This is a genomic window from Cupriavidus sp. WS (assembly GCF_000395345.1).
Lineage (GTDB): Bacteria > Pseudomonadota > Gammaproteobacteria > Burkholderiales > Burkholderiaceae > Cupriavidus > Cupriavidus basilensis_B.
The window spans coordinates 1-678 of the sequence record NZ_AQPL01000204.1 but is presented as its reverse complement, the minus strand read 5'-3'; the positions used below and the strand labels follow the sequence as shown (position 1 = coordinate 678).

At 76.8% G+C, this 678-nt stretch carries 1 protein-coding gene and 1 pseudogene; both read left to right on the top strand.

The features are described from left to right. Positions 1-357 (top strand): annotated as a pseudogene (locus tag K206_RS43745) (acetyltransferase); the annotation flags it as partial. 131 nt (positions 358-488) lie between these two features. Next, positions 489-678 (top strand): hypothetical protein (locus K206_RS44320; RefSeq protein WP_231401622.1); only part of this gene is annotated, 190 nt, incomplete at its 3' end.

The following is a 678-nucleotide window of genomic DNA, read 5'->3' as shown; positions in this document are numbered from 1 at the left end:
GTGGCGGGACGCGGCAAGCCGCCGCCGTGCCGCGGCATCGTCACGCTCGGCTCGCCCCACCACGGCTGCGCGCTGGCGCGCTACGGCAGCGGCTTCAACGCGCGCCAGATGCGCTGCGGCAGCGCCTGGCTGCGCGCGCTGGCGGCGCGCGAGACCCCGCGCCAGCGCGCCGCGCTGGTGTCGGTGTTCAGCTGGCACGACTCCATCGCCGGCCCGGCCGGCTCGTCGTGGCTGGAAGGCGCCCACCACGTCGCGCTGTCCGGCGTCGGCCACGTCGGCCTGCTGCGCCACCCGCGCGCCACGCAGGCGGCGCTGGGCGCGCTGGCGCGACTGTGCGCGGTGGCGCCGGCCGCCTGACTCCGGGCCCGCGCGCGGCGCGCGGCGGCGGTGTTTGCCGGCGCGCCACAGTCATGTGACATTCATGTTTCCGTCACGGCTTCGTCATCGCCGGCTGGCCCAATGCAGCCATCGTCGATACCGAGGCCGCCATGGTTCAAGCCCTTCGTTCTGCCCGCGGACAACTGGCAAAGGCCGCGCAACTGCTGCGCGGCCGCACGGCGGAGTCCCCGCCGCGGCCCGGCTCCTCGTCCCTGCCCGCCGCGCTGGCCGCCTTCATGCCACCGGCCAGCACCCTGCAGCAACGCCCGCCCGCGCGCGGGGCTTCCACCCCCGCCTCCG